The organism is Mesorhizobium sp. WSM4871 (assembly GCF_055811295.1).
Window position 1 is genome coordinate 236,966 of the sequence record NZ_JBVVPU010000009.1, and the last position, 25,319, is coordinate 262,284.

The window sequence follows — 25,319 nt, forward strand, 5'->3', positions numbered from 1 at the left end:
TGAGCGAACTATAATTTTTTCGATCTCGGCAATTATTCCCTTTGATCGTAATGTGCCTTTCTTTCCCGGCTGCAGTCGGCTGTACTCGTGTGCTATACGGCGGACTGCTTGGCGATTTGCCGCCAACGCGGGCGAGAGGGCTTATGGCCATCAGGCTACACGAGATGCTTAATCGAAAGCTGTCGGCGATCGTCTACGCGGACGTGCACGGCTACAGTCGCCTGATGGATCAGGATGAGGCAGGGACGGTTGTCCGCCTGACCCGATCGCTTAATCTCATACGCGGCCTGGTCAGCGACTATGGCGGTACAGTTATCGATACGGCTGGTGACGGCCTGGTGGCTCTGTTCCCCAGCGCAGCCCAGGCGTTGCATTTCGCGGTCGAGATGCAGCGGGAGCTGTCCAACGAGGTGGTGTGGTCAGGCGCCCAAGAGCCCATTACCTATCGGATCGGCATTGCCATTGGCGAGACGATTGCCAGCGACGGTGCGATCTACGGCCACGGCATCAATTTGGCCGCTCGGATCCAATCGCTGGCGGCGCCACGCGGCATATGCATCGCTGAATCCGTTCGCCAACTTGTTCGCAGTGAGCCGGAGTGTTCGTTCCGGTCGCTGGGCAAGCAAAAGCTGAAAAACATTGCTGACGAGCTCGAGGTCTTCGCAGTCGATTTCGAATTGTCTCATGAAGTGCCCAGAACGTCGCCGCTGCTCTTCGCTGCTGCGCCCGAGCGTTCCGCGCCGGAGAGCTCGGTGGCAGTCCTGCCGCTCGAGAACGTTTCGGGCGATCCGGCGGACTTTCATTTGTGCCAAGGCGTAGCGGCGGACCTCATTTCCAATCTGTGCCGGTTCCGCAACCTGATGGTGATCGCGCGGCACTCGGCAATAGCCGTTATGGGGCAGACGCGATCGCCGCGCGAGATCGCCAATCAACTCGGCGTTCGCTACCTCCTGTCAGGAAGCCTTCGCCGTGCAGGCACCCGTCTCCGGATTGCCGTAGACCTGATTGAGGCGCAGACCGAGCATACGATCTGGTCGGAACGTTACGACGGCAGCATCGAGGACATCTTCGCCTTCCAGGACGACGTTACCGCGATGACCGCGTCGCGGCTTGCCGTGCATATCGACATGGCTGAGAAGCGACGGCTGATATCGCAAAATCATCCCAATATCCATGCCTATGGCATGATCTTGCGTGGGCAAGATCTCAGCTTCCGCTTCCGCCCGGAGAGCAATTGGCATGCCAGGCGGCTTTATGAGCAGGCGCGGGATCTTGATCCTCGCTATGCGCGCAGCTACGCAGCCCTGTCGCGGACGTTCAACGTCGAATGGCGCTACGCGTGGACCAAAGATCCGGAAGGCGCACTGAACGAGGCGTTAAACCTGGCGAGCCTGGCCGTCCAGCATGACGATCTCGATGCACGCGGTTATTCGGAGATGGGCTTGGCCCACCTCTATAAGAAAGAACACGATCCAGCGATCGCCGCCTACGAACGTGCTCTGCAGCTCAATCCCAATGACGCCGACCTGCTGGCCGAGATGGGCGACTGCCTTGTCTATGTTCGTCAAGCGGAGCGGTCCGTAAAGCTGCTGGAGCGGGCGATGCGGCTCAACCCTTACTACCCGGATTCCTATCTCTGGTATCTCGGTGATGCCTATTTCCAGCTCGGCGAATATGAAAAAACGATAGAGACGTTGCAAAAGATGCAGGATGGTTCCGAAGGCCATCGGCTTATGGCAGCGAGCCATGCCCATCTCGGGAACGCTCGAGACGCGGAGAAGCATGCCCATGAGCTATTGAAGGTGCACCCGAACTTCACTACCGCGCAGTGGCGCAAAGTTCCCCCGCACAAACACCCGGAGGATACTGAGTTACTTATCGATGGCCTGCGTAAAGCAGGGTTAAGGTAGCAGGGTCTGTCGCGCCAATGTCCAGCGCTGGATTTGGTCCAGCGCTGGATTTGAAGTCCCGTAAAGAACTTCAAAACCAAAAGCGCTGCAGGTAGGTTTTAAGCGACCCCGGCGTCGCCATTATCAGACGGATCGACTTTCCGCAGGTTGCGCCTGCACGGGCGGATTGATCAGCGCACCTTCCGGCAGCCGAAGCGCCGTGGCGATGCGCCGAAGCTTCGACGGATCGGCATCCCTGCCGCTCTCGATGTCCGCGATCTCATTGACGGACAGGCCGCATGTCAGGGACAGCTCTTCCAGGCTGTATCCCCTGGTTTCCCGGATGGCTCTGAGGTCGCTGTGATCGGGCGCAATCTCGGTCGCCGCCAGTTCGGAGAAGGTATCGCGTTTTGCTATATTGGACATTGGCAACTCCGTGGGCTGAAAGAGTTTTTGTCAAATCATGTTGTTGCCTGAGACGGGCGGGAGAATGCCCTCTTGTCGACAGTTTGCCAAGCACCAAAGAAACCGTCACGGCATCGTGATGCCAGCCCGAAAATCTGGTCGGCGCCAATCTCACGACGCCGATGTGGAATGCCATGGCGATCAAGTTGTTTTGAAGGGCCGAGCGCCGAATTGTTCAACGGTTTTGGGCCGCTCGTTCGTTAGGCAGTTGTCGTTGGCTTGCCAACGATTTGGCCATTTCCGGCCAGCCTTTCGAAAGGATCGGATCCATGGACTTGAAGACAATTGTTGTGGTGCTCGGCGCGATTTCCGGCTTTGCCGGGAGCAACATCGCCGCCGCTCAGGCGGCGGATAGCGTGCGGGTGCGCGGCACGGTGGCCAGTTTCGAGCCGTCACTGCTCACCGTGAAGACACGGGAAGGCAGCACCGACGCCATCAAGCTGCCCACGAACTGGAAGATATCCGGGGTCGCCAAGGCGTCGGCCGAAGATATCAAGCAGGGCGACTTCGTCGGCATCGCTTCGGTTGCGAAGGCGGATGGCGGCAGCGGAGCGCTCGAAGTGGTTATCTTCCCCGCAGCCCTCAAGGGGACCGGCGAAGGCGATCGGCCATGGGACCTTCAGCCCAACAGCCGGATGACCAACGGCACCATCGCCGACGTGACGGAAGTCAATGGCCGGACGGTGACCCTGACCTATGACAATGGCCAGAAGAAAGAAATTGCCATACCGCAATCGACGCCAATCGTGACCTTCGTCGCGGCGACACCGGCGGATCTCAAGCCCGGCGCGACCGTCTTCGTCACCGCCGAGCGCGGCAGCGACGGCACGCTGGTCGCCAGCCGGGTCGTGGTCGGAAACAACGGTGTCGTCCCGCCGATGTGAGCGGTCGTTTCCACAAGGAGAAGGGACCGTCAGACACAATCCAGAAACAAGATTCTACAGTCCGGAAAAACTGTCGAAAAATTCTGGGGCGATAGTCAGGCCGCGGCGCTCAGTCACCGACTTCAATCAGTGGCGTTGAAACGCGGTCCGCGCAAAAAAGGAAACGTTGTCATGAAGAAGTCCCTTCTGTCCGCTCTCGGACTCGCAGTCGCACTTGCCGTCTCGATGCCGGTCATCGGCGCCAGCAGCGCCGATGCGGCGCCGCTGCATGCAAAGCATTACCGCCATCATCATCACCGCCATCACATTCGCCATCATCACCACCATCGTCACCACCACAAGAAAGTGGTGGAGAAGAAGGCATAAGCAGCCGACTTTCCCAGAGGGAAGGCCGGCCTTGGGTTTTCGACCAGCGCCGGTCTTCCCAAAGGGTCTTGCCGTATCAAACACGGCATGATGGACCAGGTTTCGGGAGTAGCCGTGCTATCGCGCGCCGACTGGCGGAATCTTAATCCCACACCGAAAACCGCCTCGATATCGACCACGCCATTTTTTTCGAACCGACGCGTGAACCTTTCCTCTCTGGGCCGCACTAAACCGGCATGGACGCCAAGAAGGCGATCCCCAACCAGAGGACGCCAGCGGGCGATCCTCGATCCAGAGAAGGAAATGGTCAAATGACCAACATCTCGAACTTCAAGCGCCTCGCGTTGGCCGCAGCCATCGTCGTCTCGGCCTTCGGCTCGGTCTCCGTGCCGAACTCGGCCTTCGCCGGCACGCACCCCACCGGCGACGGCGGCGCGGTGTGCAAGGGGTCGGGCTCCTGTCTGGTGCTGCAGTTGGACTGCAAGGGCACCTATACCGACGCCACCGACAAGAACGGCACCGTCTACGGCAAGTGCAGCCAGCTCATGAAGGTCAACCCGAAGGGCAAGATCAAGCTCGCTCGCTGATCGACTGTCACCGATGGAAACGGCGACCGTCCGGCATGGGCGGTCGCCATTTCTTTTGCGCTCGACCGGATCGAGCTAGCGGCGGCTGAGCAGCAGGCTGGCAACCAGCCCGACCACAACCAAGCCGACGGCGGCTGCCGTTGCCGGATGATCGCGCGCTGTCCTCTCGATCGCCCTGCCTTGCTTCCTGATCGCGGGCAGAGCGTCGCCGAGATAGCCGGCAAGGTGCGAATAGTAGTCCGACGCGGCGTCGCGCCCGTCCTCGTAATAAGCGCCGCCCCGTCTGGACACCGCTTTCCTCAGCGCCGTCAGTTCCCTGGAGAGCGCTGTGACCTGCTTTTCAAGGTCGATGTCAGAGATATTCGAAAGCGAAGCCATGGCAGGGTTCCTTCATTTACAGAAGGAATCGTAACGCATGACCTCCAAGACCGTTCCGGTTGGGAGACTGTCGCCGGCCCTTAGCGCACCTGATCGAGCAGGCGCTTGCATTCCAGAAGATCGAACAGCGCTTCCTGCAACAGCGCGCGATTGTCGCGCGAGAGCTTCGACGTGTCGGGCTGGACCGGGCCTTCCTCCTCGCTCTTGCCCAGGCCGAAAAAGCGGCGGCTCGGCTTCACCTTGGGTTGGCCGACAAGCATCTCGTCGTCCGCGCCGCGCGGCTGGGCGCCTGGCGTCAGCGGCACCGCATCGGCCTGCCGGCGCTGCGAGATCGCCTCGACGGCTGCCATGTCGCCATTACCGATGGCGACCAGGAAATGGTTGCCGTTCTCGCGCAGCAATTTCTGCACGCCCTTGATGGTGTACCCCTGGTCATAGAGCATATGGCGGATACCCTTGATCAGTTCGACATCCTGCGGCCGGTAGTAGCGGCGGCCGCCGCCGCGCTTCATCGGCTTGATCTGGTTGAAACGCGTTTCCCAGAAACGCAGCACATGCTGCGGCAGATCGAGATCTTCGGCGACCTCGCTGATGGTGCGGAAAGCATCGGGGCTCTTGTCCATGGGCGAAATCCTCACGCTGGACGACGATCCGGGCAGTTTCACCGAATCATGCCTTATTTCAGCGGTTTATGAAACAACATTCAAGCCCGGCGTCAAAGAGAGCGACCGTTTTCAACTGAAGCCTTGAAGCACAGAGTGCTACTTGCCGCCCTTGGCCTTGTTGCTCTGGTGGGAGCGAAGGATGCGGCTCTTCAGCACGTTGGACGACTTGAAGGTCATCACACGGCGCGGCAGGATCGGCACTTCTTCGCCGGTCTTGGGATTGCGCCCGATGCGCTCGTTCTTGGAGCGGACATGGAATGTCGCGAAAGACGACAGTTTCACCGTCTCGCCGCGAACGATCGCGTCGCAAATTTCGTCCAGAACCGCTTCGACGAGTTCCGCAGATTCGGTACGCGACAAGCCGACCTTGCGGTAAACGGCTTCGGCAAGGTCGGCGCGCGTAAGTGTCTTTCCCCCCATGCGAACCGTCCCATCAGCTCAAAAACATAAATCGATACAAGCAAAGGCAGAGCCTAAGTAATTGATCCGTCAAGGTCAAGGACCCAAACCTGTCTGTTCGGAACTTACCAGCGGAGCAAAACCGCTCCCCAGGTGAAGCCCCCGCCCATCGCCTCGAGCAGTACCAGATCACCCTTCTTGATGCGGCCATCGGCAACGGCCACCGAGAGCGCCAGCGGCACGGATGCCGCTGAGGTGTTACCGTGCAAATCGACCGTAACCACCACCTTTTGCTCCTCTATCCCGAGCTTTTTGGCGGAAGCGTCAATAATACGTTTATTGGCCTGATGCGGCACGAACCAATCGAGATCGTCAGCGGTGATCCCGGCCGCCGAGAACGTCGCTTCGATGACGTCGGTGATCATGCCGACGGCATGCTTGAAAACTTCGCGGCCTTCCATCCTGAGATGGCCAACGGTTCCGGTGGTCGACGGTCCGCCGTCGACGTAGAGCTTGTCCTTGTGGGTGCCGTCGGAGCGCAAGCTCGCCGCCAGCACGCCGCGATCGGCGATGCTGCCCGCGCCCTCTCCTGCTTCCAGAACCATGGCGCCGGCACCATCGCCGAACAGGACGCAGGTCGAGCGGTCGCTCCAGTCGAGAATGCGCGAGAAGGTTTCCGAGCCGATCACCAGGACCCGCTTGGCCAGGCCGCCGCGAATATAAAGATCGGCGGTCGTCACCGCATAGACGAAGCCCGAGCAGACCGCCTGCAGGTCGAAGGCGAAGCCATGATGCATGCCGAGCCGGTTCTGGATCTCGACGGCGGTAGCGGGAAAGGTGTTGTTGGGCGTCGAGGTCGCCAGCACAATCAGGTCGATGTCAGCTGGCGTCAGGCCGGCATCGTCGAGAGCCGCACGCGCCGCCGCCTCGCCCAGCGAAGCCGTGGTCTCGTCATCGGCCGCGATATGGCGCTGACGGATGCCGGTGCGCTGGGCGATCCATTCGTCCGACGTCTCGACCATGCCTTCGAAATCGGCATTCTTCATGATGCGGCGGGGCAGCGCGGCGCCCATGCCGCGCACGACTGATCTGATCAATGCTTTTTCCTATTCCTTTGCGTCGGCAACGACGTCGGATTTCCTGTTGGTCTGGGCATGCGGATTGCGCGCATGGAACAGGTCGAGATCGGCCTCGATGCGGTCGAGCAGATTGTTGCGCACCATGTCGTAACCCAGCTCGATCGCCGCCGCGAAGCCATCCGAATCAGCCCCGCCATGACTTTTCACCACAATGCCGTTCAGCCCGAGGAAGACGCCGCCATTGGAGCGGCCAACATCCATCTTTTCACGCAGGCGATCGAAGGCCCCCTTGGCAAAGATATAGCCGATCCTGGCCATCAGCGTCCGGTTCATCGCGGCGCGCAGGTAACCGGCGATCTGTCTTACCGTGCCTTCCGCCGTCTTCAGCGCGATGTTGCCGGCGAAGCCTTCGGTGACGACCACGTCGACCGCGCCCTTGCCGATGTCGTCGCCTTCTACGAAACCGTGGTAGTTCATCGAGGCCATGTTGGCCTCGCGCAACATGCGGCCCGCCTCCTTGACCTCTTCCTGCCCCTTGATCTCCTCGACACCGACATTGAGCAGGCCGACGCTCGGCCGTTCGATGCCGAAAACAGAGCGCGCCATACCGGTGCCCAGAATCGCAAAGTCGATCAGTTGATGGGCATCGGCGCCAATGGTGGCGCCAACGTCCAGCACCACGCTTTCACCGCGCAATGTCGGCCAAAGTGCCGCGATCGCCGGGCGGTCTATCGTCGCCATGGTGCGCAGGCAGAATTTCGACATCGCCATCAGGGCGCCGGTGTTGCCGGCGGAGATGCAGGCGTCGGCCGTGCCTGATTTGACCGCCTCGACCGCTTTCCACATCGACGACTTCCAGCGGCCATGGCGCAGCGCCTGGCTCGGCTTGTCGTCCATCCTGACCGATATCTCGCAATGGACGAACTCGCTCACCTGCGTCAGCTTGGGAAATTTGGCGAGCTCGGGACGCACCGCCTCCTCACGACCATAGATGACGAAGCGAATGTCCGGGCGCCGGGTCGCGACCGTCATAAGCGCCGGGATGACCACGCTTGGTCCGTGATCGCCGCCCATGGCATCGATGGAAATCCTGATCACGCGGTATTCATCTCACGTTTTGCTTGAGCGAGCGCCTGGCGCCTGCGACGGTTCGGGGCTCGCGAAGGTTCGGCGAAAATAGCGGTTTTGGGCTGCCGCACAACCGACTTTTCCAATATCAGCTCCGCTTTCAGGATTTTCCAAGCAGCGAGCGCAGCTTTTGCTGGAATTCGCTTTCCTTCGGCTCGGTCTCGTCCGAGGCCGCAAGCGAGGCTCCCGGCTTGCGTGGATAAGGATCGATCGCCAGTCCGAAGAACTGTTCGGAAAGCGCGCCGACATCGATCGTGTCGCCGGAAAAAGTTTCGGGACTGTCCGGCCCTTCGGCGTCGAGCAGGATCTCGCCACCCTCCTCGAAACCCTGCCGCCCGAGCTTGGACTCTTGCGGCAGAAACAGCGCCTCGACCGCCTCGTCGATATGGGCCTCGACCGGCTCAAGCGTGACGATGCAGGCCTGCGTGATGTCGGCCTCGACGCGGCCGCTGACCTTGACGCCGTTGCGCTTCCACGGCGTCACCAGAAGGTCGGCGCGGTAGTTCTCGACCGAAAGCAGATCATGTTCGCCAGCAAGTGCCGCGCGCTGCGCGGCATCGGCATCGATCACCACCGGCAGGCCCTTTTGCGGCAGGCGGGCGACGTTCGCCACGAAGGATACGGGGCTGGGGGTGTCGGCATGTTTCATCTTCCTCTCCTTCAGCCTGCTTTGGCCACGGGAAAAGTCACCGTGCCGGAAACGATCGATTCGGTCGGCTGTTGCTCGAGAAGCCTGTCGGCCTCGACCACATAGCTTGCCAGCTGCGCGGCTTGCGGCCAGGCGCCGGCATCCGGCCTGATATTGCGGGCAAGAGCGGCGGCAAGCGCGTCGTGGTCGTTTCGTTCGAGGGCGTCGTCGTAGGCGGCGGTGCGGCCGTAGAACATCTTCGCCAGTTTCTTCATGCGTTTGGGCACGCCGACGTCGCCGATACCCAGTTCCCGCAGCGAATGCTCGACATCCAGGAAGAATTCGTCGATCAGCACCTGCGCGACGTCTTCGGCTGCGCCTTGCTGATCGCGCAGCCGGTGCTGCAGCAGGAACATGTGCAGCGAAAGCATCTCGAAACGGCCGAGCGGCGTGTCCGGCACATTCCAGTCGGAATAAAACACGGCTTGCCGCGCGGATGCCACGATTTGTGCGTAAAGCGCCTCGGTGATAGCGCGGTTGGCGTGACGTTCGCGACCAAAAAGGCGCTGGAACATTTGAGGGTGGTCTCCCGGGGACCGTTTGTTGAATTGGCCTTGTTGCATCGGCAAGCAAGCTGGTTTACCGGTTTTGCGGCCCAGCGCAAGTTGCGGCAGTTTGAAGGAGTTGTTGTTGCGCGCGCTGAAATTCAAGTCGATTTTTCTGCCCAGGCCCGCTGGCATGATTTCGCTGCTGGTGGTCGCTTCTGCGCTTTCCGCCTGCAATTCGTCCAAGATGGTCGGCGATCTCAATCCGAGCGAGACGCTGACGCAGGGCTATGTGATCGACCAGCAGGCGATCGACTCAGTGCCGGTCGGCTCCAGCCGCGAACAGGTTCTGTTGGCGCTCGGCACGCCGTCGACGACAGCTACATTCGACAATGAGGCCTTCTATTACATTTCGCAGACACGCAAGCGTTACGTCGCCTTCGACAAGCCGCGTCTGGTCGACCAGAAAGTGCTGGCGGTGTATTTCGGCGAAGACGGGCGCGTCACCCAGATCGCCAATTACGGCATGAAGGACGGCAAGGTGTTCGACTTCATCTCGCGCACCACGCCGACCGGCGGCAAGGACCAGAACTTCCTCAGCCAGATCATCAACGGCGCCAGCAAGCTGGCGCCCGGCATCCCGGGCGGCGGATCGTCGCCCGGCACGTGACCCCTGCCCGGCGGTTCGCCGCTTGGCATCAGAAATCAGGCAACAAAAAACCCGCCGGATCGCTCCGGCGGGTTTTTATTTGATTGATAGCTCAGCCGTGCGCGAGCACGGCCAGCAGCAGCAGGGCGACGATGTTGGTGATCTTGATCGCCGGGTTGACCGCCGGGCCGGCGGTGTCCTTGTAGGGATCGCCGACCGTGTCGCCGGTCACCGAGGCCTTGTGCGCCTCGGAACCCTTGAGGTGCTTGACGCCGTTCTTGTCGGTGAAGCCGTCCTCGAACGACTTCTTGGCGTTGTCCCAGGCGCCGCCGCCCGAGGTCATCGAGATGGCGACGAACAAGCCGTTGACGATGACGCCAAGCAGCGAGGCGCCGAGTGCTGCAAAGGCCGAGGCCTTCGAGCCCGAGATCAGCAGCACGCCGAAATAGACGACCAGCGGCGCCAGCACCGGCAGCAGCGACGGGATGATCATTTCCCGGATCGCGGCCTTGGTCAGAAGGTCGACGGCGCGAGCATAGTTCGGCTTCGACGTGCCGGCCATGATGCCCGGATCCTCGCGGAACTGCTTGCGCACCTCCTCGACGATGGCGCCCGCGGCGCGGCCGACGGCGGTCATGGCGATCCCGCCGAACAGGTAAGGGATCAGGCCACCGAAGATCAGGCCGGCGACGACGTAAGGGTTGGAAAGATCGAAGGAGATCTCGCCCATGCCCTGGAAGTAGGGGTATTTATCGCCATTGGCGGCAAAGAACTTCAGGTCGTTCGAATAGGCGGCGAACAGCACCAGCGCGCCGAGGCCGGCCGAGCCGATGGCGTAGCCCTTGGTCACCGCCTTGGTGGTGTTGCCGACGGCGTCGAGCGCGTCGGTCGAGTGGCGCACTTCCTTGGGCAGACCGGCCATTTCGGCGATGCCGCCGGCATTGTCGGTGACCGGGCCGAAGGCGTCGAGCGCGACGATCATGCCGGCAAGGCCGAGCATCGTGGTGACCGCGATCGCCGTGCCGTAGAGGCCGGCGAGCTGATAGGTCGAGATGATGCCGCCGACGATGACGATCGCCGGAAGCGCCGTCGATTCCAGCGAGACCGCCAGGCCCTGGATGACGTTGGTGCCGTGACCTGTCACCGACGCCTGGGCGATGGAGTTCACCGGGCGCTTGTTGGTACCGGTGTAGTATTCGGTGATTACCACGATAAGGCCGGTCACCACGAGGCCGATCAGCCCGCAGATGAAAAGGTTCTTGCCGGTGATGGCCATGCCGGCAACGGTGCCGATCTCGCCCCAGCCGAGCGTTGCGGAGGTGGCGACGGCGAGGCCGAGGATGGACAGGAGGCCGGTAACGATCAGGCCCTTGTAGAGCGCTCCCATGATCGAGCCATTGGAGCCGAGCTTGACGAAGAAGGTGCCGACGATCGAGGTCAGGATGCAGGCGCCGCAAATCGCCAGCGGATAAAGCATCGTGGCGCCGAGAATAGCGGTGCCACCGAAGAAGATAGCGCCGAGAACCATGGTGGCGACGACGGTCACCGCGTAGGTTTCGAACAGGTCGGCGGCCATGCCGGCGCAGTCGCCGACATTGTCGCCGACATTGTCGGCGATGGTGGCCGGATTGCGCGGATCGTCTTCAGGGATGCCGGCCTCGACCTTGCCGACGAGATCGCCGCCGACATCGGCGCCCTTGGTAAAGATGCCGCCGCCGAGACGGGCGAAGATCGAGATCAGCGAGGCGCCGAAGCCAAGCGAAACCAGCGAATCGATGACGATACGGTCGTTGGGCTGAAGACCCATGAAGTGGGTGAGGATCAAATAGTAGATCGAAACGCCGAGCAGCGCGAGGCCAGCGACCAGCATGCCGGTGATGGCGCCCGACTTGAAGGCGATGTCGAGGCCGGCGGCGAGGCTGTTGGACGCGGCCTGCGCGGTGCGCACATTGGCGCGCACCGAAACATGCATGCCGATGAAGCCGGCCGCACCCGACAGCACCGCGCCGATCAGGAAGCCGATGGCGGCAGTGGCGGAAAGCAGCCACCAGGCTAGCAGCAGCACCACGACGCCGACAATAGCGATGGTGGTGTATTGGCGCGCCAGATAGGCCTGCGCACCTTCGCGGATGGCCGCGGAGATTTCCTGCATGCGTGCATTGCCTTGATCGGCCGCAAGGACCGAACGTGTCGCCCAGATGGCGTAAAGGACTGAAAGCAGGCCGCAGGCGATGACGGCGGAAATAATGGTCATTGCCTAATTTTCCTCGATTGATGGCCCAAAAGAACCCCTCCCTGGGCCGTTGAGACGGGAAGCAAGATTCCGTGCGCGGAATCCGCCTCCTTCGCATCGGCTTATGCGAAACAGGGCCGCGAACGTCAAGATATTGTTCGGTTTTTGCCCGGCTTTCGCCCAAATGCCGTAGGCGACGGCATGCCCATTGGCTACGCCGCCTGATTATATCGATTGAATCGTCCGGGAATTTGCTCAGCTTCTGCGCAGGTCGCTGTCAGGCTGGATAACGAAAATCAGCACCGCCAGCATGGTCATGTAGAACATGAACGCCTTCTGCTGGCCGTTCCAGATGCTGGACTGCCACATGGCGAACCACTCGCCGCCCACCACCATGAGCTGGAACCAGACACGATTTCGCGGTCATCCGCCGCCGCTGGATTGCCGGAGAGACGGGCATCACGCTCGAACTGACGCTCGACCACCCCGCGCGCGCATGAGTATCCAGAACTACTGTGCCTCGCGTCCCATCCTGCGCGCTGTATAGCGCTCGACCGCCGAGAGCCCGTCATAGATCAGCACGGCAAGGGCTGCGACGATCAGGCCGCCCTGCAGGATAAAGGCGAGATTGTTCGACAGCAGGCCGGCGATGATCACCTCGCCCAGCGTCTTGGCCGCCACAGTCGAGCCGATGGTTGCGGTAGCCAGGCTGATGACCACCGACAGCCGGATACCGCCCAGAATGATTGGTGCGCTGAGCGGCAGTTCCACCTTGGTGAGCCTTTGCCAGCCGGTCATGCCGGCGCCGCGCGCCGCCTCGACGACATTGGCCGGCAATGTCGTCAGGCCGGTCAGCGCGTTCTCGAAGATCGGCAGCAGGCCGTAGAGGAACAGCGCGATCAGCGTCGGTTTCTCGCCGAAGCCTACGGCCGGCACGGCGAGCGCCAGCACCGCCACCGGCGGAAAGGTCTGGCCGATATTGACCAGGCTGCGCGACAGCGGCAGGAATTCGACGCCGGCCGGCCTGGTGACCAGGATGGCGAGCGCCACGGCGACAATGGTCGCGGCGACCGTAGCGATCAGCACGGTCCTGAGATGCAGCAGCGTCAATGTCAAAAGGCTGCCCTGATTGTAGATCACCGGCGCATTGTTTTCCGTCAGCGGCTTCAACAGGGGTTCGAACCAGCCGGGATTGGTGACGAAGGCGACCAGCAACACCGCCAGCGCAAGCCTGAGCAGCGAGGGCAGCCAAGTTTTTACACCGGCCTCCTTCATGCCGGCCTCGCCGCGCGCTTCACCAGCCCGTCCACGGTGACGCGGCCGAGCGGCTTGCCGTCATCGCCTTTCACCGGCAGCGCCGGTCGGCCTGACCACAGCAGCTCGGCCAAGGCGTCGCGCTGGCTGGCGTGGCCGGGGATCGCCTCGCCTTCGGCGGTCCCTTTCTCCACCGCATCGCGCACGCGGCCGAGCGACAGCAGCCGGAACGGTTTTTCGCTGGCGCCGACCAGGGTCTCGACGAAAGCGCTGGCCGGCTTCGCCAGGATCTCGGCCGGCCTGGCATATTGCACCAGCTTGCCGGCATCCATGACCGCGATCTTGTCGCCCATATGGACCGCCTCCTCCATGTCGTGGGTGACGAGGATGATGGTGGTGCCGAAACGCTTCTGGATCGCCAGCAGATCCTCCTGCGCCTTGTTGCGGATGATCGGATCGAGCGCGCCGAACGGCTCGTCCATCAGAAGCACGTTCGGCTCGGCGGCGAGCGCGCGGGCGACACCGACGCGCTGCTGCTGGCCGCCGGAAAGCTCGTGCGGATAGCGCGGCCCGAACGCCTCGGAGTCCAGTTGATAGAGCGTCATCAACTCGTCGACGCGGGCCTTGATGCGGGCCTTGTCCCAGCCGAGCAGCACCGGCACGGTGGCGATGTTCTGCGCCACCGTGCGGTGCGGAAACAGGCCGTGGCCCTGGATGGCGTAGCCGATGCTGCGACGCAGTTCGTAGCCGGGCAGCGAACGATTGTCGGCGCCGTCGAGCTTGATGACGCCCGCGGTCGGCTCGACCAGCCGGTTGATCATGCGCAGCAGCGTCGTCTTGCCGGAGCCGGAAGTGCCGACAATCACGGCGATGGTGCGCGGTTCGATCAGCATCGACACATCATCGACGACAGTCGTCGCATCGTAGCGCTTGGTGATGCCTTCGATCTCGATCATGCCGTTTGCACCTCGCGTCGCTTCGTGGATGTCATCTCGATGACTGCGTCGAGAATGATGGCGGCGGCAAAGGCCAACGCCACCGTTGGCACCGCGCCGAGCAGCACCAGGTCCATCGCCGTCTGGCCAACGCCCTGGAAGACGAACACGCCGAAGCCGCCGCCGCCGATCAGCGCTGCAATGGTGGCGAGGCCGATATTCTGCACCAGCACGATGCGGATGCCGGTGAGGATGACTGGAAAGGCCAGTGGAAACTCGACGCCGAACAGGCGCTGGCGGTCGGTCATGCCCATCCCGCGCGCGGCGTCGTTGGCGGCGCGCGGCACGCCGGCAAGACCGACCACAGTGTTGGCCACCACCGGCAGCAGCGAATAGAGGAACAGCGCCACAAAGGCGGGCGCGGTGCCGATGCCACGGATGCCGAGAGAAGCCGCGCCGGGCACATGCGTGGCGACCCAGCCGAGCGGCGCGATCAGCAGGCCGAACAGCGCGATGGAGGGGATGGTCTGGATGATGTTGAGTACATTCAGCACGCCGGCGCGCAACTTGTCGACGCGGTGGCAGAGGATGCCGAGCGGCAGGCCAACCACCACCGCCGCCGCCAGCGAGCCCAGCGCCAGCGTCACATGCTTGGCGCCCTCCGCCCAGAAACTGTCGGCGCGGTTGGCGTATTCCTTGAGGATCGACAGGCTGTTCCAGCTTCCCGAAACAAGCAGCAGGCCGATCGCCAGCGCAGCGAGGACCAGCACGCCGACGCGGGCCCATGGCGACAGGCTCAATCGCGTCAGCACGTCGGCGAGCAAGAGCGTAAAGGCGAAGATGAGCAGCCAGAAGCCCGAGGCGGGCGAAATGCGCGCGAAGGTATTGCCCTCAGGTGTCAGGAAATCGCCGGCGACACCGATCAGGATGGCAAGGGCTGCAAGTGCCGCCACGCTGGCCACAAGACGCAGAATGAGCGGCGTCTTCAACAGCGCGACGATTGCCGCGATAACCACGATGGCCAGCAGCAACGGGCCGACGGCGGCAGGCAGGGAGTCCAGGATCGAGCGCGCCTCGCCAGGTACGATGCGGTTGGCCCGGAAGGTCGCGAACGGCGCCGCGAAAGCGGTATAAGCAACGATCGCGGCGATGACCACGCCGAGCTTGTCGAAGCGGATGGTCATCGGGGACCTGCGCGGCGAGAGAGAGCCGCCGCTTTTTGAAGCCGGATGTCACAGCCCCGGCGCCCTACGACACCCCCCTCTGCCCTGCCGGGCATCTCCCCCTCAAGGGGGGAGATCGGCAGCTTTGATGCCGGCGCATTTTTCTCGATGTCGGCGATTGGCGAAAGCCGAGATGACATCCAATCTCCCCCCTTGAGGGGGAGATGGCCGGCAGGCCAGAGGGGGGTGCCTCGCACCTGCGTCACGTTTTCAGCGCGGACTTGCTACTTCAAAAACCCGTTCTTCTTCAAAAAGTCCTCGGCGACGCCCTTGACCGGCTCACCGCCGACCTGCACGCGGCCATTCAGTTCCTGCAGCGTGACCAGGTCGAGCTTGGCGAAGACCGGCTTCAAGAGCGTCTCGATTTCCGGATGCTCCTTCAGCACCGCCTCGCGGATGATCGGCGCTGGCTGGTAGACGGGCTGCACACCCTTGTCGTCATCGAGCACGACCAGGCCGGAGGGCGCGATGCCGCCGTCGGTGCCGTAGACCATGGCGGCGTTGGCGCCATTGGTCTGGTTCGCCGCCGCGGCAATGGTCGCGGCCGTGTCGCCGCCGGAGAGCGTGATCAATTGGTCGGGTTTCAGCGTGAAGCCGTAGGTGGTCTGGAAGGCCGGAAGTGCTGCCGCCGAATTGACGAACTCGGCCGAGGCGGCCAGCACAATCTTGCCCCCGCCGGCGACGTATTTGCCGAAATCGGTAAGCGTCGCCAGCTTGTTCTCGTCGGCGACCTCCTTGCGCAGCGCGATCGCCCAGGTGTTGTTGGCCGGCGATGGTGACAGCCAGACGATCTTGTTGGCGTCGTAGTCGAGTTTCTTCGCCGTCTCAAAGGCCTTGGCTGCGTCTTTCCAAACGGGATCGTCGGCCTTCTCGAAGAAGAAGGCGGCATTGCCGGTGTATTCCGGATAGATGTCGATTTCGCCGGCGATGATCGCCTTGCGCACCACGGGGGTGCCGCCGAGCTGGATGCGATCGGTCGTCTGGATGTTGTTGGCGTTCAGCACCAGCTGGATGATGTTGCCGAGCACACCGCCTTCAGTGTCGATCTTCGACGACACCACCACCTGGGCGCTGGCGGAGGCAGCTGTGATGCCGAGCGCCAGTGCCGCGCCGGCCAGAAGCTTGATTGAAAACATGATGAAATCCCTTGCTGTGAACCGGAATGCGGTTGCCGCATATGAGCATGGCCTCAACGCCCCGTCGGGGCACACGGTTTCATAACAAGGGGCACAGACGCAATAATTTTGTTCCGGCGCGGTGAATTGGGGCGCGCCTCGTCCCGACAGCGTGATGTCAGCTACAGCGCCGCGCGTCCAATTGGACGCGCAAAGGACGCTGTAGCACTTTGATCTTGCGCATGATCCTTTCCGAACCTTTGGTTCGGGGTCATGCGCTAGTCCGCCGCGAGCCTGTCATTTTCAGCGCACCCAATGCCACGAAGCACAGCATCGTGATCGGGAAAATGATCCAGTTCAGCATCTCCCAGCCCCAGGCATTGTAGACCGCGCCCGACATCAACGAGGCAAAGGCGACGGAGCCGAACAGGACGAAGTCGTGGAAGCCCTGCACCTTGCCCTTTTCCGACGGCCGGTAGCTGTCGGCGACCATGGCGGTGGCGCCGATGAAAGCGAAATTCCAGCCAAGGCCGAGCAGGATCAGCGCCGTCCAGAACTGCCACAGCGCCAGTCCCGACAACGCCACCACGGCGCAACCGATGAGCAAGGCAAGACCGATTGCCACGATGCGTTCGGCGCCGAAGCGATGGATCAGCGATCCGGTGAAGAAGCTCGGCGCGAACATTGCCATGACGTGCCAGGAAATGCCGAGCGTGGCGTCGTCCGTCGTCAGGCCGCAGCCGACCATGGCCAGCGGTGCGCCGGTCATGACGAAGCTCATCAGCGCATAGCTGCCGACGGCGCAGAAAAGTGCCGCGACGAAACGCGGCCTGGTGACGATCTCGGAGAGCGGCCGGGCATCGCCGTCGGCGATTTCCACCTTGCCGACGGCTCTCGCCGGAATGCGCAGGAACGAGAGAATGACCGCGCCGACAGCCGCCAGCACGAGAATGGAAGCGAACGAGCCGGCGAACATCACTGGCGCAAAGGATTCGCGGGTGAAGATGACGATCTGCGGCCCAAGGATGGCGGTGACGATGCCGCCGGCCAGCACGAAGGAAATGGCGCGCGCCTTGAACTCCGGCGGCGCGTTGTCGGCCGCGGCGAAGCGGAACTGCTGGACGAAGGCGCCGCCGACGCCGATCACCAACAGGCCGAAAGCGAACAGCCAGAAGCTGGGATTAAACAGCGCCAGCGTGGCAATGAGCCCGCCAAGCGCGGTGACGATCGTGCCGGTCATGAAGCCGTTGCGCTGGCCGAGCCAACGGATGATGGCTGCGGCTGGCAAGGAACCGAGCGCCACGCCGACGTTAAAGCCGGTGACCGGGGCCGTCGCCAGCGACTTGTCGGCATCGAGCAGATGGTGCCCGGCCAGCGCGCCGAGCGAAATGGCAATGGGTGCGGCCGAACCGATGATCGCTTGCGAGGCGGCCAGAATAAACGCCGTTCGGCGCGCCTCCTTGCCGGCCCCCGCGGCAACAATCGTGGCGGTCATGAAGCGTCCTTGCCGCGCCCCTCGCCGCGTACCCGGCGCGAGACTCGATCGAGCACGGCGTTGGTGAGCTTCGGCTCGTCGTCCTCATAGAAGGCCTTGGCAATGTCGACATATTCGGAGACGATGACGGCGACCGGCACATCCTCGCGCTTCATCAGCTCATAGACGCCGGCGCGCAGAATGGCGCGCAGCGTCGAATCGAGCCTCGACAGTGGCCAGTCGTCGGTCAGCGCTTGTCGTATCACGGGATCGATGGTCTTCTGGTTCTCGACGACGCCGGTGAGGATGGCGCGGAACCACTGCGCGTCGGCCTCGCGATAGAGCGCGCCGTCGACTTCCTTGCCAAGCCTGAACAATTCGTATTCGGCGGTGGTCTCGAAGACGCCACTGCCGGCCACGTCCATCTGGTAGAGCGCCTGCACGGCGGCCAGACGGGCCGCGCCGCGCTTGTTGGCATGGCGCACCGCGGGCTGACCGGGCGAAGCGGGCTCGCTCACGACGGCGCTCCCAATTGCTGCTTGAGCGCGATCATGGTCAGCGCGGCGCGCGCGGCAAAGCCGCCCTTGTCGCCTTCCGAACGCCTGGCCCGCGTCCAGGCCTGGGCGTCGTTTTCGGTCGTCAGGATGCCGTTGCCGATGCAGGCCGCTTCCTGCACGGACAGGTCCATCAGCGCGCGGCTGGATTCATTGGCGACGATGTCGAAGTGATAGGTATCGCCACGGATAATGGTGCCGAGGGCAACGAAACCGTCATAGGCGGTCCCGCCTTCGGAGGCGCCGTCAAGCGCGAAAGTTATCACCGCCGGGATTTCCAGCGAACCCGGAACCGTGACGACATCATAGGTCGCGCCCGCTTCTTCCAGCGCGCTTGTCGCGCCTTCGAGCAGCGCGTCGGCAAGGTCGTCATGGAAGCGCGCCTCGATGACGAGAAGGTGCGCCTTCTGCTTCGGGCGGATGAACGCTTTGCCGTGTTGGGATGTGCCAGCCATAAATGTCTCCGGGGATCGCCGGTGACTTAGGCCGAAGCAGGGTTGATCGCAAGCGGAAGATTGCCGGAGTCCTGCTGGCCTATCTGATCTTTGGATAAGGGTGCCGAGAGCGGGTGGTCCGCGCCGAGGCCTTCAGCCCAGGCTCTTTGGAGTTCCTGCTTCCCATCAAAGCCCCTCCTTGGCCGCCTCCGCCAAGCGCGCAGCATAGCGGGCCATGGTGTCGATCTCGATGTTGACGCGGTCGCCGACCTCGCGCTCGCCCCAGGTGGTGACGGTCAGCGAATGATGGATCAACAGCACGTCGAAGCGGGTGCCTTCGACCTTGTTGACGGTGAGCGAGGTGCCGTCGAGCGCAACGGAGCCCTTGGGCGCGATGAACTTCGCCAGTTCGCGCGGCGCTTGAAGGGTGAAGCGCACCGCATCGCCCTCCTCCTTGCGCGCCACGATCTCGGCGGTGCCGTCGACGTGGCCTGATACGATGTGGCCGCCGAGCTCGTCGCCGATCTTCAGCGCCCGCTCCAGATTGATCCTGGTGCCGGATTTCCAGTCCGCCGCCGTGGTCAGCCTGAGCGCCTCTTCCCAGGCCTCGACCTCGAACCAGCGTGCGTTCGAGCCATGTTCGGGCAGCGCCGTGACGGTAAGGCAGACGCCGCCGCAGGAGATCGAAGCGCCGATGGCGACGGTCTCTGGATCGTAGGCGGTGTCGATACGCAAGCCGACCCCTTCCCTCAGCGGCCTGACAGCGGCAATGGTGCCGACATCGGTGACAATCCCAGTAAACATCGCGGCCCTGATCCTAGATATCTCTTACCCATTCGGCGTAGCTGTCTTCGCCAAAACGCATGTCGCGCAATTTGCGAAATCCCGCCGGGATATGGTTGGCGTCTATGGGCGATGCAATGCCGCCCTCGCCGATCGCGTCCGATCCCTGGAACAGCACGATGCGGTCGACCAGCCCTTCAGCGAGGAAAGTACTCGCCACCTTGGCGCCGCCCTCGACCAGCACGCTCGCCATGCCGAGCGCCGCCAGGTCTTCGAGCAGCTCTGGCAGGGCGACGCCGCCCTCATGCGTTTCCGTGCCGATGAAGCGAACGCCAGCGCGCTCGAGTGCCGCCCGCCGGTGCGGGTCGGCCTCCAGGCAAGCGGCGACATAGAGCGGCACCCGGTCGATGCCGGAAACCAGCTTCGAGGTTTCGGGCAGGCGGATCTGGCGGTCGAGCACGATGCGTGCCGGCGAACGGTTCTCCAGCCCCGGCAGCCGCACGGTCAGCGCCGGATCGTCTTCCAGCGCGGTGCCGATGCCGATCAGGATGGCGTCTGCTTCGGCCCGCATCAGGTAGACTTCGCGCCGCGCGATCTCCCCGGTGATCGCGACCTGCCCCTCGCCTTCCCTGCCGATCTCGCCATCGCTGGAAAGTGCAAGTTTCAGAATCACTTCCGGGCGCTTTTTCAAAGATCGAATCAGATAGCCGGCCATCTGTTCGGCGGCCTCGGTGGCGAGTACCTTTTCTTCCACCTCGACACCGGCGGCGCGCAATATGGCGTAGCCCTGGCCGGAGACGCGCGGATCGGGGTCGCTCGCAGCGCCGACCACGCGCGCGACGCCGGCATTGACCAGCGCGTTGGCGCAAGGCGGCGTGCGACCATGATGGGCGCAGGGCTCCAAGGTGACATAAGCGGTGGCGCCGCGCGCGAGTTCGCCGGCCTCAGCCAAAGCCTCGGTCTCGGCGTGCGGCCGGCCGCCAACAGCAGTGACGCCCGTACCGACGATCATGGGGCCAGCGCCGTCGTCGCGCACGATCAGCGTGCCTACAGACGGGTTGGTCGAGGTCCGCCCGGCGTTCTTTCGAGATAACCTGAGCGCCGCCGCCATGAAGCGGCGGTCGAGGCTCTCCTGTTCGGCTTTGCTGCGTTCGGGCCTTGCCATGTTCAGCCGGCGTCCTCGTCACCCCTAGGCTCGTCGCCCTTCAGTTCACCCAGCACGTCGTGGAAATCCTTGGCCTCGCGGAAATTGCGATAGACCGAGGCGAAGCGCACATAGGCGACGTCGTCGAGCGATTTCAGCGCCTCCATGACCAGCCGGCCGACCTCGCCCGAGGCGATCTCGGTCTCGCCCGAGCTTTCGAGCTGGCGCACTATGCCGGTCACCGCACGGTCGATGCGCTCGGGGTCGACATTGCGCTTGCGCACGGCGATCTCGACCGAGCGCAGCAACTTGTCGCGATCGAACGGCACCTTGCGGCCGGACTTCTTGACCACCACGAGGTCACGCAACTGCACGCGCTCGAAAGTGGTGAAGCGGCCGCCGCAATCGGGGCAGACGCGCCGCCTGCGGATCGCCGCGCCATCCTCGGCGGGGCGCGAATCCTTCACCTGCGTATCTTCGGACTGGCAGTAGGGACAGCGCATGGAGAGCCTTCGGTTCGCGATTCTTAGAGCATGATGCCGAAAAGTGTGAAGCGGTTTTCGGACGACATCATGCTGTATCTCTTTGATTAGAGCCGGATTCAGATTTCAGGTCGATTCGACCGAAATCATCCGGCTCTGGTGAACGAAAGGCTTAGAGCTTTTTGCAACGATGGCAAAGTGTCGGCAACGGCCTCTCGCGTTCAGAGATAGCGAGGCGCGAGCAAAATTGCGAGGGCCGCCAGGGCCGCTTGTCAGGGCGCGACGTCATCCGTCGGGAAGCCGCATGACGTGCCGAGGCTGCGATAGGCCTTGGTGAAGCCGTCCATCGATACGGTCCCGACCGGCTTGTCGGCGAAGCTGACGTCGAGCGTGCTGGCGCGGCGCATGGCGCGCAACAGCGCCAGGGTGGTCTCGGTCTTGTTGTTCATCATCCATCGTCCGCCGACGTCGGCGCTGAGACGAAAGCTTGCCTTGACCTTGCCCTTGTCGTCGCCGAACACTGCCGGAATGTTCTCACCTTTCGGCAGGTCATTGTTCCTGATGGCGATAACGACGGTCGGATAGCCATCGGGCGGCAGCGCATCGCCGTTCGAGATGGCCAGCGTCAGCGTACCGCTGGTGCCGTTCGGGTCGAGAAAGGCGGTCGAGGCGGCGCAGGTCTTGCGCATGTCCTCGCCAGTGTCGATCTCGTCCACCAGGGTCGACCATTTACCGAAGGTTTCCATCTTCGGTGTCGCGGGCGTTGTGGTCTGTGCCCAGGCGGCGCTTGACAACGGCAAGACAGCCGATGTGGCCAGGGCACAAAGGACGCCAGCGCCAGCAAGACTTGGAATCGACATCGTCAGGACTCCCGAACAAACCGCCTGGAACGGCGCTTTTCGACAAGGACTGAGTTCATCCGAGATGAATGAAATTCACCGAGATGAATGCATTCACCCGAGATAGGGATAGAGCGGAAAACGATCGGTTAATGCGGTCACCTTCGCCTTCACCGCGGCTTCCACCGCCGCATTGCCGTCGTCGGAATTGGCGACCTTCAGCCCATCAAGCACCTCGGCGATCAGCTTGCCGATCTCGCGGAACTCGGCCTGGCCGAAACCGCGCGTGGTGCCGGCCGGCGTGCCGAGCCGCACGCCTGAGGTAACGAAGGGCTTTTCCGGGTCGAAGGGAATGCCGTTCTTGTTGCAGGTGATGTTGGCGCGGCCAAGCGCTGCCTCGGCGCGTTTGCCGGTGGCGTTCTTGGGCCTGAGGTCGACCAGCATCAAGTGGTTGTCGGTGCCGCCGGAGACGATGTCGAGACCGGTTTCCTGCAGGCTGGAGGCCAGCGCCTTGGCATTGGCGGCGACGCTCTCGGCATAGATTTTGAAGCTCGGCTTCAGCGCTTCGCCGAGCGCCACCGCCTTGGCGGCGATGACATGCATCAGCGGCCCGCCCTGCAGGCCCGGGAATACCGCCGAATTCATCTTCTTGGCGATGTCCTCGTCGTTGCACAGGATCATGCCGCCGCGCGGGCCGCGCAGCGACTTGTGCGTGGTCGTCGTCACCACATGGGCATGGGGCAACGGCGACGGGTGCACACCGCCCGCGACCAGACCGGCGATATGCGCCATGTCGACCATCAGATAGGCGCCGACCGCATCGGCGATCTCGCGAAACCGCTTCCAGTCCCAGACGCGCGAATAGGCGGTGCCGCCGGCAAGAATGAGCTTCGGCTTGGCCTCGTGCGCGGTCTTCTCGATGGCGTCCATGTCGAGCAGATGGTCTTCCTTGCGCACGCCGTAGGAGACGACCTTGAACCATTTGCCTGACATGTTCACCGGCGAACCGTGGGTCAGGTGGCCGCCCGAATTCAGGTCGAGGCCCATGAAGGTGTCACCGGGCTGTAAAAGCGCCAGGAATACCGCTTGGTTCATCTGACTGCCGGAATTCGGCTGGACGTTGGCGAAGTTGCAGCCGAACAGCTTTTTCGCCCGCTCGATGGCCAGTTCCTCGGCTACGTCGACGAACTGGCAGCCGCCATAGTAGCGCTTGCCCGGATAGCCCTCGGCATATTTATTGGTCATGATCGACCCTTGCGCTTCCAGCACGGCGCGGGAGACGATGTTTTCCGAGGCGATCAGCTCGATCTCGTGGCGCTGGCGGCCGAGTTCGTTGCGGATAGCGCCGAATATCTCCGGATCGGCATCTTCAAGCGTGGTTTCGAAGAAGGATTCGAATTTATTCGACACTGCCGCTGCTGTTGCCATGGCTTGAAATCCTTGATCCGGGGGCGATTTATTTATGCATATCGTTGCCCCAAAACCGCTCCGCACTTTTGGGCGACATGCATGTCGCGCCATTAACACAGTTGTTTTCGCCCCGCCACGTTTGCAGCGCGAAATTTGCTGGCCGGATTGCGCCAGCGCCGGTTCGCAGCCCTTATTTTCGCTCCTGCCGGCCCTTCAGCAGGGCCTCGGTGAGCGTGATTTCGGCAAACAGCGCCCGCATCGTATGGTCGTTGATCTCGCGGCTGCGAAACATGGCGCGTACGGCGGCGCGCTCGGCCTCGATGCCGGCGAGCCTGAGCTCGAGTTCCAGCCGCCCGGCTTCACGGGCCTCAGCGCGGGCTTCGTCCGCCTCGTCGGAAGCGGCGATGCGACGCCGATAACCGGCGACGATGCTGTCAGCCACCGCCAGGCGGGCTCCTGCCTCCTCCCCTTCGCTGCCGTCATTGGCGACGCTCTCGATGCGGACGATCGCCGCATTGGCCGCGCCGACGCGCGCCCGCCGCTCCTCGGCGGCGCCCGGATGCTCGCCCGGCGCGACCAGCCCGCGCGCGATCTTCGGCAAGGCAAGGCTGGGGATGACGAGCGAACAGATGATGACGCCGGCAGCGAGGAAGATCACCAGATCGCGCGCCGGAAACGGCGAACCGTCGGGCATGGCCAGCGGCAGCGACAGGATGCCGGCCAGCGTGATGGCGCCGCGCACGCCCGCCACCGAGCCGGCGAGGCGCACGCGCAGCCCGAACGTCTCGGCTTTGCGCTTGCCAAACCGCGCGGCAAGCCGTGCCGCGATATCGCCAATCCATATCCACACGAAGCGCAGTGCGATCAGGCACAAAGTGAGGATCAGCACCGTGGCAACCGGCTCGATCAGCCAATGCCGGCTGCTCAGCTCGGGCGGCACGTGGCGGATGATGTCGGGAAGCTGCAGGCCGAGCAGGATGAACAGGGCGCCGTTGAAGACAAAGGAAAGCGTCGTCCATAACGACATCGTCTGCATGCGCGCCGAAACGCCGAGATAGCGGAAAATCCGGAACCGCCGGTCAACAGGCCGGCAGTGACCGCCGCCAGGATGCCCGAGGCTTCGACATGTTCGGCGCCGAGATAAGCGATGAAGGGCATCAGGATCATCACCAGCACTTGCGCCTTGGCCGGAACACTGCCGATGCGGTTCAAAAGTTGCAGCGTCTTGGCGGCGATAATCAAGGCCGCCACACCGGCCAGGATGCCGGCGGCAACGGCATAGAGGAAACTCAGCGAAGCGGCAGCGAAGGAGAAGCTGCCGGTCAGCACGGCCGCCACCGCGAAGCGGAACATGACGAGACCCGACGCGTCGTTGAGCGGCGACTCGCCCTCCAGAATATGCATCAGCCGGGCCGGCACAACGTTGCGGTCGACGATCGATGAGACGGCGACCGCGTCGGTCGGCGACAGCACCGCCGCAAGCGCGAAGGCGACGACCAGCGGGATGCTCGGCACCAGCCAATGCAAGGCATAGCCGAAGCCAACGATGGTGAAGAAGACGAGGCCGACGGCAAGGTCGAGGATCGGGCCGCGCAGGGCCAGCAGTTCGCGCTTCGGCGCGGCAACGGCGTCGCCGAACAGAAGCGGTGGGATGATCACCAGCAGGAACAGCTCGGGATCGATCTCGACATGGATGCCGCGCACCGGCCAGGCCAGTGCCGCACCCATGGCGATCTACAATACCGGCAGCGGCACGCGCACAAGCCGGACCAGCGCG

General features: G+C 63.1%; 29 protein-coding genes and 1 pseudogene. 6 read left to right on the forward strand and 24 right to left on the reverse strand.

Translation table 11 applies throughout. From position 1 onward, the window contains the following. The first annotated feature begins 143 nt into the window (after window positions 1-143). Window positions 144-1,910, forward strand: a complete 1,767-nt coding sequence (locus tag AC0L2H_RS20075) for a tetratricopeptide repeat protein (RefSeq protein ID WP_473591826.1) — start codon at window positions 144-146, stop codon at window positions 1,908-1,910. 123 nt (window positions 1,911-2,033) lie between these two features. Here the strand turns inward: AC0L2H_RS20075 and AC0L2H_RS20080 are convergent, their stop codons facing one another. Next, a complete protein-coding gene (locus AC0L2H_RS20080) occupies window positions 2,034-2,315 on the reverse strand; it encodes a helix-turn-helix domain-containing protein (RefSeq protein WP_473591827.1) in 282 nt (93 codons plus the stop codon). Between the two features lie 308 nt (window positions 2,316-2,623). On the opposite strand from AC0L2H_RS20080, the gene AC0L2H_RS20085 reads away from it, so the two are divergent. From AC0L2H_RS20085 to AC0L2H_RS20095, 3 genes are all read left to right on the forward strand, one after another. Further along, window positions 2,624-3,238 (forward strand): hypothetical protein, encoded by a 615-nt coding sequence (locus AC0L2H_RS20085; protein WP_473591828.1) that lies wholly within the window; start codon window positions 2,624-2,626, stop codon window positions 3,236-3,238. 171 nt (window positions 3,239-3,409) lie between these two features. Continuing rightward, window positions 3,410-3,604 (forward strand): hypothetical protein, encoded by a 195-nt coding sequence (locus AC0L2H_RS20090; protein ID WP_473591829.1) that lies wholly within the window; start codon window positions 3,410-3,412, stop codon window positions 3,602-3,604. 311 nt (window positions 3,605-3,915) lie between these two features. Further along, complete coding sequence (locus AC0L2H_RS20095) at window positions 3,916-4,191, forward strand: hypothetical protein (protein ID WP_473591830.1); 276 nt, start codon at window positions 3,916-3,918, stop codon at window positions 4,189-4,191. 75 nt (window positions 4,192-4,266) lie between these two features. Here the strand turns inward: AC0L2H_RS20095 and AC0L2H_RS20100 are convergent, their stop codons facing one another. After that, window positions 4,267-4,569 carry a hypothetical protein gene (locus AC0L2H_RS20100; RefSeq protein ID WP_473591831.1) on the reverse strand — a complete coding sequence of 101 codons (303 nt, stop codon included), beginning with the start codon at window positions 4,567-4,569 and terminating at the stop codon, window positions 4,267-4,269. Window positions 4,570-4,649: 80 nt separating this feature from the next. Further along, window positions 4,650-5,192 carry a MerR family transcriptional regulator gene (locus AC0L2H_RS20105; protein ID WP_473591832.1) on the reverse strand — a complete coding sequence of 181 codons (543 nt, stop codon included), beginning with the start codon at window positions 5,190-5,192 and terminating at the stop codon, window positions 4,650-4,652. Here AC0L2H_RS20105 and AC0L2H_RS20110 point away from each other — a divergent pair. Beyond that, window positions 5,191-5,319 (forward strand): hypothetical protein, encoded by a 129-nt coding sequence (locus tag AC0L2H_RS20110; RefSeq protein ID WP_280954147.1) that lies wholly within the window; start codon window positions 5,191-5,193, stop codon window positions 5,317-5,319. The genes AC0L2H_RS20105 and AC0L2H_RS20110 overlap by 2 nt on opposite strands. 11 nt (window positions 5,320-5,330) lie before the next feature. On the opposite strand, the gene AC0L2H_RS20115 is transcribed toward AC0L2H_RS20110, so the two are convergent. From AC0L2H_RS20115 to AC0L2H_RS20135, 5 genes are all read right to left on the reverse strand, one after another. Then, the gene (locus AC0L2H_RS20115; RefSeq protein ID WP_473591833.1) at window positions 5,331-5,654 is read right to left on the reverse strand and encodes an integration host factor subunit alpha; all 324 of its coding nucleotides are present in this window, start codon (window positions 5,652-5,654) and stop codon (window positions 5,331-5,333) included. Between the two features lie 104 nt (window positions 5,655-5,758). Continuing rightward, a complete protein-coding gene (locus AC0L2H_RS20120) occupies window positions 5,759-6,730 on the reverse strand; it encodes a beta-ketoacyl-ACP synthase III (RefSeq protein ID WP_473591834.1) in 972 nt (323 codons plus the stop codon). Between the two features lie 9 nt (window positions 6,731-6,739). After that, the gene (gene plsX / locus AC0L2H_RS20125) at window positions 6,740-7,810 is read right to left on the reverse strand and encodes a phosphate acyltransferase PlsX (protein WP_473591835.1); all 1,071 of its coding nucleotides are present in this window, start codon (window positions 7,808-7,810) and stop codon (window positions 6,740-6,742) included. Window positions 7,811-7,940: 130 nt separating this feature from the next. Then, entirely contained in the window at window positions 7,941-8,489 is a 549-nt protein-coding gene (locus tag AC0L2H_RS20130; protein WP_473591836.1) for a YceD family protein, read from the reverse strand. A gap of 11 nt (window positions 8,490-8,500) precedes the next feature. Further along, window positions 8,501-9,043, reverse strand: coding sequence for a ubiquinol-cytochrome C chaperone family protein (locus AC0L2H_RS20135; RefSeq protein WP_473591912.1), 543 nt, complete (start codon window positions 9,041-9,043; stop codon window positions 8,501-8,503). 115 nt (window positions 9,044-9,158) lie between these two features. On the opposite strand from AC0L2H_RS20135, the gene AC0L2H_RS20140 reads away from it, so the two are divergent. Beyond that, the gene (locus AC0L2H_RS20140; RefSeq protein ID WP_473591837.1) at window positions 9,159-9,683 is read left to right on the forward strand and encodes an outer membrane protein assembly factor BamE; all 525 of its coding nucleotides are present in this window, start codon (window positions 9,159-9,161) and stop codon (window positions 9,681-9,683) included. Window positions 9,684-9,774: 91 nt separating this feature from the next. Here the strand turns inward: AC0L2H_RS20140 and AC0L2H_RS20145 are convergent, their stop codons facing one another. The 16 genes and pseudogenes from AC0L2H_RS20145 to AC0L2H_RS20220 all read right to left on the reverse strand — a co-directional run bounded on the left by AC0L2H_RS20145 (window position 9,775) and on the right by AC0L2H_RS20220 (window position 25,270). Then, a complete protein-coding gene (locus AC0L2H_RS20145) occupies window positions 9,775-11,916 on the reverse strand; it encodes a sodium-translocating pyrophosphatase (protein WP_473591838.1) in 2,142 nt (713 codons plus the stop codon). A gap of 234 nt (window positions 11,917-12,150) precedes the next feature. Continuing rightward, window positions 12,151-12,306 (reverse strand): annotated as a pseudogene (locus tag AC0L2H_RS20150) (DUF2165 family protein); the annotation flags it as partial. 99 nt (window positions 12,307-12,405) lie between these two features. Continuing rightward, complete coding sequence (locus tag AC0L2H_RS20155; protein ID WP_473591839.1) at window positions 12,406-13,170, reverse strand: ABC transporter permease; 765 nt, start codon at window positions 13,168-13,170, stop codon at window positions 12,406-12,408. Next, window positions 13,167-14,105 (reverse strand): ABC transporter ATP-binding protein, encoded by a 939-nt coding sequence (locus AC0L2H_RS20160; protein ID WP_473591840.1) that lies wholly within the window; start codon window positions 14,103-14,105, stop codon window positions 13,167-13,169. The genes AC0L2H_RS20155 and AC0L2H_RS20160 overlap by 4 nt, the downstream gene beginning before the upstream one ends. After that, entirely contained in the window at window positions 14,102-15,268 is a 1,167-nt protein-coding gene (locus AC0L2H_RS20165; protein ID WP_473591841.1) for an ABC transporter permease, read from the reverse strand. Before AC0L2H_RS20165 ends, AC0L2H_RS20160 begins: the two co-directional genes overlap by 4 nt. A gap of 263 nt (window positions 15,269-15,531) precedes the next feature. Then, window positions 15,532-16,443: a glycine betaine ABC transporter substrate-binding protein OsmF gene (gene osmF, locus AC0L2H_RS20170; RefSeq protein ID WP_473591842.1), complete on the reverse strand. Its 912-nt coding sequence runs from the start codon at window positions 16,441-16,443 to the stop codon at window positions 15,532-15,534. 250 nt (window positions 16,444-16,693) lie between these two features. Continuing rightward, on the reverse strand, window positions 16,694-17,917 hold the full coding sequence (locus tag AC0L2H_RS20175; protein ID WP_473591843.1) for an MFS transporter: 1,224 nt from the start codon (window positions 17,915-17,917) through the stop codon (window positions 16,694-16,696). Continuing rightward, window positions 17,914-18,414: a transcription antitermination factor NusB gene (gene nusB, locus AC0L2H_RS20180; RefSeq protein ID WP_107647361.1), complete on the reverse strand. Its 501-nt coding sequence runs from the start codon at window positions 18,412-18,414 to the stop codon at window positions 17,914-17,916. The genes AC0L2H_RS20175 and nusB overlap by 4 nt, the downstream gene beginning before the upstream one ends. Beyond that, window positions 18,411-18,905: a 6,7-dimethyl-8-ribityllumazine synthase gene (gene ribH / locus AC0L2H_RS20185; RefSeq protein WP_473591844.1), complete on the reverse strand. Its 495-nt coding sequence runs from the start codon at window positions 18,903-18,905 to the stop codon at window positions 18,411-18,413. Before ribH ends, nusB begins: the two co-directional genes overlap by 4 nt. Window positions 18,906-19,070: 165 nt before the next feature. Further along, window positions 19,071-19,688, reverse strand: a complete 618-nt coding sequence (locus tag AC0L2H_RS20190; RefSeq protein ID WP_473591845.1) for a riboflavin synthase — start codon at window positions 19,686-19,688, stop codon at window positions 19,071-19,073. Between the two features lie 13 nt (window positions 19,689-19,701). Further along, the gene (ribD, locus tag AC0L2H_RS20195; RefSeq protein ID WP_473591846.1) at window positions 19,702-20,832 is read right to left on the reverse strand and encodes a bifunctional diaminohydroxyphosphoribosylaminopyrimidine deaminase/5-amino-6-(5-phosphoribosylamino)uracil reductase RibD; all 1,131 of its coding nucleotides are present in this window, start codon (window positions 20,830-20,832) and stop codon (window positions 19,702-19,704) included. A gap of 2 nt (window positions 20,833-20,834) precedes the next feature. Beyond that, a complete protein-coding gene (nrdR, locus tag AC0L2H_RS20200; protein WP_473591847.1) occupies window positions 20,835-21,314 on the reverse strand; it encodes a transcriptional regulator NrdR in 480 nt (159 codons plus the stop codon). A gap of 251 nt (window positions 21,315-21,565) precedes the next feature. Further along, window positions 21,566-22,039 carry a hypothetical protein gene (locus AC0L2H_RS20205; protein WP_473591848.1) on the reverse strand — a complete coding sequence of 158 codons (474 nt, stop codon included), beginning with the start codon at window positions 22,037-22,039 and terminating at the stop codon, window positions 21,566-21,568. A gap of 207 nt (window positions 22,040-22,246) precedes the next feature. Further along, the gene (gene glyA, locus AC0L2H_RS20210; RefSeq protein ID WP_473591849.1) at window positions 22,247-23,560 is read right to left on the reverse strand and encodes a serine hydroxymethyltransferase; all 1,314 of its coding nucleotides are present in this window, start codon (window positions 23,558-23,560) and stop codon (window positions 22,247-22,249) included. A 172-nt stretch (window positions 23,561-23,732) separates the two neighbouring features. Further along, the gene (locus AC0L2H_RS20215; protein WP_473591850.1) at window positions 23,733-24,578 is read right to left on the reverse strand and encodes a cation:proton antiporter family protein; all 846 of its coding nucleotides are present in this window, start codon (window positions 24,576-24,578) and stop codon (window positions 23,733-23,735) included. Further along, window positions 24,467-25,270, reverse strand: coding sequence for a cation:proton antiporter (locus tag AC0L2H_RS20220; protein WP_473591851.1), 804 nt, complete (start codon window positions 25,268-25,270; stop codon window positions 24,467-24,469). The genes AC0L2H_RS20215 and AC0L2H_RS20220 overlap by 112 nt, the downstream gene beginning before the upstream one ends. Window positions 25,271-25,319 lie beyond the last annotated feature (49 nt).

Excerpts from the sequence above, each read along its gene's own strand:
- AC0L2H_RS20075 (WP_473591826.1), top strand. The coding sequence starts at position 144 with ATGGCCATCAGGCTACACGAGATGCTTAATCGAAAGCTGTCGGCGATC.
- AC0L2H_RS20080 (WP_473591827.1), bottom strand. The coding sequence starts at position 2,315 with ATGTCCAATATAGCAAAACGCGATACCTTCTCCGAACTGGCGGCGACC.
- AC0L2H_RS20085 (WP_473591828.1), top strand. The coding sequence starts at position 2,624 with ATGGACTTGAAGACAATTGTTGTGGTGCTCGGCGCGATTTCCGGCTTT.
- AC0L2H_RS20090 (WP_473591829.1), top strand. The coding sequence starts at position 3,410 with ATGAAGAAGTCCCTTCTGTCCGCTCTCGGACTCGCAGTCGCACTTGCC.
- AC0L2H_RS20095 (WP_473591830.1), top strand. The coding sequence starts at position 3,916 with ATGACCAACATCTCGAACTTCAAGCGCCTCGCGTTGGCCGCAGCCATC.
- AC0L2H_RS20100 (WP_473591831.1), bottom strand. The coding sequence starts at position 4,569 with ATGGCTTCGCTTTCGAATATCTCTGACATCGACCTTGAAAAGCAGGTC.
- AC0L2H_RS20110 (WP_280954147.1), top strand. The coding sequence starts at position 5,191 with ATGGGCGAAATCCTCACGCTGGACGACGATCCGGGCAGTTTCACCGAA.
- AC0L2H_RS20105 (WP_473591832.1), bottom strand. The coding sequence starts at position 5,192 with ATGGACAAGAGCCCCGATGCTTTCCGCACCATCAGCGAGGTCGCCGAA.
- AC0L2H_RS20115 (WP_473591833.1), bottom strand. The coding sequence starts at position 5,654 with ATGGGGGGAAAGACACTTACGCGCGCCGACCTTGCCGAAGCCGTTTAC.
- AC0L2H_RS20130 (WP_473591836.1), bottom strand. The coding sequence starts at position 8,489 with ATGAAACATGCCGACACCCCCAGCCCCGTATCCTTCGTGGCGAACGTC.
- AC0L2H_RS20135 (WP_473591912.1), bottom strand. The coding sequence starts at position 9,043 with ATGTTCCAGCGCCTTTTTGGTCGCGAACGTCACGCCAACCGCGCTATC.
- AC0L2H_RS20145 (WP_473591838.1), bottom strand. The coding sequence starts at position 11,916 with ATGACCATTATTTCCGCCGTCATCGCCTGCGGCCTGCTTTCAGTCCTT.
- AC0L2H_RS20155 (WP_473591839.1), bottom strand. The coding sequence starts at position 13,170 with ATGAAGGAGGCCGGTGTAAAAACTTGGCTGCCCTCGCTGCTCAGGCTT.
- AC0L2H_RS20160 (WP_473591840.1), bottom strand. The coding sequence starts at position 14,105 with ATGATCGAGATCGAAGGCATCACCAAGCGCTACGATGCGACGACTGTC.
- AC0L2H_RS20165 (WP_473591841.1), bottom strand. The coding sequence starts at position 15,268 with ATGACCATCCGCTTCGACAAGCTCGGCGTGGTCATCGCCGCGATCGTT.
- osmF (WP_473591842.1), bottom strand. The coding sequence starts at position 16,443 with ATGTTTTCAATCAAGCTTCTGGCCGGCGCGGCACTGGCGCTCGGCATC.
- AC0L2H_RS20175 (WP_473591843.1), bottom strand. The coding sequence starts at position 17,917 with ATGACCGCCACGATTGTTGCCGCGGGGGCCGGCAAGGAGGCGCGCCGA.
- ribH (WP_473591844.1), bottom strand. The coding sequence starts at position 18,905 with ATGGCTGGCACATCCCAACACGGCAAAGCGTTCATCCGCCCGAAGCAG.
- AC0L2H_RS20190 (WP_473591845.1), bottom strand. The coding sequence starts at position 19,688 with ATGTTTACTGGGATTGTCACCGATGTCGGCACCATTGCCGCTGTCAGG.
- ribD (WP_473591846.1), bottom strand. The coding sequence starts at position 20,832 with ATGGCAAGGCCCGAACGCAGCAAAGCCGAACAGGAGAGCCTCGACCGC.
- nrdR (WP_473591847.1), bottom strand. The coding sequence starts at position 21,314 with ATGCGCTGTCCCTACTGCCAGTCCGAAGATACGCAGGTGAAGGATTCG.
- AC0L2H_RS20205 (WP_473591848.1), bottom strand. The coding sequence starts at position 22,039 with ATGGAAACCTTCGGTAAATGGTCGACCCTGGTGGACGAGATCGACACT.
- glyA (WP_473591849.1), bottom strand. The coding sequence starts at position 23,560 with ATGGCAACAGCAGCGGCAGTGTCGAATAAATTCGAATCCTTCTTCGAA.
- AC0L2H_RS20215 (WP_473591850.1), bottom strand. The coding sequence starts at position 24,578 with ATGCAGACGATGTCGTTATGGACGACGCTTTCCTTTGTCTTCAACGGC.
- AC0L2H_RS20220 (WP_473591851.1), bottom strand. The coding sequence starts at position 25,270 with ATGGGTGCGGCACTGGCCTGGCCGGTGCGCGGCATCCATGTCGAGATC.